Genomic DNA, 3706 nt, shown 5'->3' on the forward strand with positions numbered 1-3706 from the left:
TCCGGCGCGATCCAGCATCTGGCGGGGATGAAGGATTCCAAGGTCATCGTCGCCATCAACAAGGACGAGGACGCCCCGATCTTCCAGGTCGCCGACTATGGCCTCGTCGCCGATCTCTACACGGCCCTGCCGGAACTGGCCGCTGAGCTGACGAAGGTCGGACGGTGATCGATCAAAGATTCCGGTTGGTGTGAAGAAAAAGCGTTAAAACGAAGCCTGGAATCTCGCTCCGATTGAATCGGAGCGAGATTGATTTTAAGTCGGCGCAGAGGAAAAGCCCGATGGTTGAAATGAGTGATTTGCCGGCGCGCGAGGCGATGGAATTCGACGTGGTGATCGTCGGGGCGGGGCCTTCCGGCCTTGCAGCGGCGATCCGCCTCAAGGAAATCTCGCCCGACATCAGCGTTGTCGTGGTCGAAAAGGGCTCCGAGGTCGGCGCGCATATCTTGTCCGGCGCGGTTATCGATCCGGTCGGCCTCGACAGGCTGCTTCCTGACTGGCGCGAGGATGCGGACCGGCCGCTGAAAACACCGGTGACGCAAGACAAGTTCTATCTGCTCGGTCATTCCGGCGGCGTCCGCCTGCCGAATTTCCTGATGCCGCCGCTGATGAACAATCACGGCAATTTCGTCGGCTCGCTCGCCAATGTCTGCCGTTATCTCGCGGTCAAGGCGGAAGCGCTCGGCGTCGAGATTTATCCGGGCTTCGCAGCTTCCGAACTCTTGTTCGGCGACAAGGGCGAGGTCGTCGGCATCGCCACCGGCGACATGGGCGTCGGTCGCGACGGCAAGCCAAAGGACTCCTTCACGCGGGGCATGGAGCTTCGGGGCAAATACACTTTGCTCGCCGAAGGGGCGCGCGGCTCGCTGTCGAAACAGGTCATCGCCCGTTTTGCTCTCGCGGAGGGCCGCGAGCCGCAGAAATACGGCATCGGCCTCAAGGAAATCTGGCAGGTTGATCCGGCCAGGCACCAGCCCGGCCTCGTCCAGCACAGCTTCGGCTGGCCGCTGACCAGCGACACCGGCGGCGGCTCCTTCCTTTATCATATGGAGGACAACCAGGTCGTCGTCGGCTTCGTCGTCCACCTGAACTACAAGAATCCGACCCTGTCGCCGTTCGACGAATTCCAGCGTTTCAAGACCCATCCCTTCGTGCGCGAGACTTTTGTTGGCGGCAAGCGCCTGGCCTATGGAGCGCGCGCGCTGACTGAGGGTGGATTGCAGTCGACGCCCAAATTGGTATTTCCCGGCGGCGCGCTGATCGGCTGCGCAGCCGGCTTCATGAACGTACCGCGGATAAAAGGCTCGCACAACGCCATTCTTTCCGGGATCGAGGCGGCGGAAGCGTTGGCCAAGGCGCTGGCGGAGGGCCGGGGCGGCGACGAATTGTCGGCTTACGAGAACGGCTGGCGGCACGGACCGATCGGCGCGGATCTGAACAAGGTCCGCAACGTCAAGCCGCTGTGGTCGAAACTCGGCACATGGATCGGCATCCCCCTGGGCGGGATCGACATGTGGACCAACACTTTGTTCGGCAAGTCGCTGTTCGGCACGCTCAAACACGGCAAGCCGGATTACGCCACCCTGAAGCCGTTGTCGCAGGTCACTCCGATCGTCTATCCCAAGCCCGACGGCGCGATCAGTTTCGACAGATTATCCTCGGTGTTCCTGTCCAACACCAATCACGAGGAAGACCAGCCGATTCACCTGAAGCTCGCCGATCCGAACATTCCTGTGGCGAAGAACCTGCCGCTCTATGGCGAGCCGGCGCGGCTCTACTGCCCGGCGGGCGTCTACGAAGTGCTTTACGGCGACGAGGTCAAAAAAGCCGATCCGCGCTTCGTCATCAACGCGCAGAATTGCGTCCACTGCAAAACCTGCGACATCAAGGATCCGGCGCAGAACATCACCTGGACGACGCCCGAAGGCGGGGGCGGCCCGAATTATCCCAATATGTGAGGTCCTTCCTCCCAGGCATCGACTTGTGAGGAAGCTTCGGGGCGTCAGCGCGCCAGACGTCCAAGCTTGCGCAGGACTCCGGCCGGCCGCGCCAAAAACTTGAGCGGGCTGATCGCCTCAGCTTCAGAAGCGAATAACGGCGACAAGCCACGCGGAATATTCCACACTCGCTGCACAAGGGCGGGGTGAGGGATGGACGGTCGGATAGCGGCGCTAATCGAAAAAATTCAGGAACTGGAGTCCGAACTCGAAGCTGAACTGGCCAAGCGCAGTGCGGACCTTCGCTTCGGGCTGGAAAAAGGAAAGGCGACCTTCGAGGAAGAAGTGCTGCGCCGCCATCGCGAGATGAGGATCGACCTCTCGACCTATATTCTGAAAGCCCGCTGCTGGTGAGGCTGACCTCGCCGGTGATTTAGGCCCTCATCCTTCCTTTCGCCTTGCTGGATTTGTTCGTCATGGTCTTTCAGGCCATCTGCTTTCCCGTTGATGGCATTACGAAGGTTCGGCGCAGCGATTATTTCGTTTTCGACCGGCAATATCTCGCCTATCTGAATGCGCTCGAAAAATTCAACTGCGCCTATTGCAGCTATGGCAATGGCGTCGTCGCCTATGTGCGCGAGGTCGCCAGCCGCACGGAGCAATATTGGTGTCCGATCAAACATGCGCGGCGTCTGGTCGGGGCGCATGCGCGTTACGCCGCCTTCGCCGACTTCGGCGACGCCGAAAACTTTCGCAAGAAATTAGCGACATTTCCGGAAGAAGCCGCCGATCAGCGAAAAGAGGGAGCTTGACCCCGCTTCTGGCTGGCGTCACGGATTTGAAACCGGCCTCGGCTAGAGTCGGCGTTTGGTCTGGATCGCAGTAGGAGCCATGAGCAGTCCGGATTTCGCACACCCCCTTGTCCCTCCGCGAAAACTCGCGGCGCCCAATCGCTGGGACCTGGTGGCGTTCCCGTTGATTTTCGCTGTGCTGGTGCTGCTGGCCACGGCGGCGAAGGGAACTTTCGCGCCGCTGGAGACGATGCAGGCGACACCGATTTCGCTCGATCCCTGGGTGCTGCCCGGATACGCCCTGCGCACGGTTTTGCGCATGCTCGCGGCGCTAGCCGCGTCGCTGTTGTTCACTTTGACCTACGGGACCCTGGCGGCGAAGAGCAAGCGCGCCGAAATCATCCTCATTCCGATTCTCGACGTGCTGCAATCGGTGCCGATCCTCGGATATATTTCCTTCACCGTCGTGTTTTTCATGAACCTGTTTCCCGGCAGCACGCTCGGCGCGGAACTGGCCTCGATCTTCGCCGTCTTCACCAGCCAGGCCTGGAACATGGCGTTCAGCTTCTACCAGTCGCTACGCACCATTCCACATGATCTCGATGAGGCGAGCCGCGCCTTCCGCTTTTCCAGCTGGCAGCGTTTCTGGCGTCTCGAAGCGCCCTTCGCCGTTCCCGGCCTGGTGTGGAACATGATGATGAGCATGTCCGGCGGCTGGTTCTTCGTCGTCGCCTCCGAGGCGATCAGCGTCGGCGACAATCGGATCACCTTGCCGGGCATCGGCTCCTATGTCGCCATGGCGATCGAGCAGCAAAATCTCGGCGCTATCGGCTGGGCGCTGGGGGCGATGACCGTCGTCATCCTCCTATACGATCAATTGATGTTCCGGCCGCTGGGTGTCTTGGCCGCCCCTTTACGCATAGAGCAATCCGCCGCGCAAACCACGCCGCAATCGTGGTTACTCACGGTGCTGCAGCG

The 3706-nt window shown here is 60.8% G+C and carries 4 protein-coding genes and 1 pseudogene; all 5 read left to right on the forward strand.

Annotation, left to right across the window (positions count from 1 at the left end; genetic code table 11):
* Positions 1-168, forward strand: a pseudogene (locus ACLP2E_RS11190) (electron transfer flavoprotein subunit alpha/FixB family protein); the annotation flags it as partial.
* Between the two features lie 113 nt (positions 169-281).
* On the forward strand, positions 282-1958 hold the full coding sequence (locus ACLP2E_RS11195) for an electron transfer flavoprotein-ubiquinone oxidoreductase (RefSeq protein WP_442465971.1): 1677 nt from the start codon (positions 282-284) through the stop codon (positions 1956-1958).
* 192 nt (positions 1959-2150) lie between these two features.
* Positions 2151-2351 carry a hypothetical protein gene (locus ACLP2E_RS11200; RefSeq protein WP_442464500.1) on the forward strand — a complete coding sequence of 67 codons (201 nt, stop codon included), beginning with the start codon at positions 2151-2153 and terminating at the stop codon, positions 2349-2351.
* Positions 2352-2413: 62 nt separating this feature from the next.
* Positions 2414-2749, forward strand: coding sequence for a hypothetical protein (locus ACLP2E_RS11205; RefSeq protein WP_442464499.1), 336 nt, complete (start codon positions 2414-2416; stop codon positions 2747-2749).
* 79 nt (positions 2750-2828) lie between these two features.
* Positions 2829-3706, forward strand: an 878-nt coding sequence (locus ACLP2E_RS11210) for an ABC transporter permease subunit (protein WP_442465972.1), incomplete at its 3' end; no start/stop codon positions are given.

The organism is Rhodoblastus sp. (assembly GCF_052145335.1).
In the GTDB taxonomy this organism is placed as follows: domain Bacteria; phylum Pseudomonadota; class Alphaproteobacteria; order Rhizobiales; family Beijerinckiaceae; genus Rhodoblastus.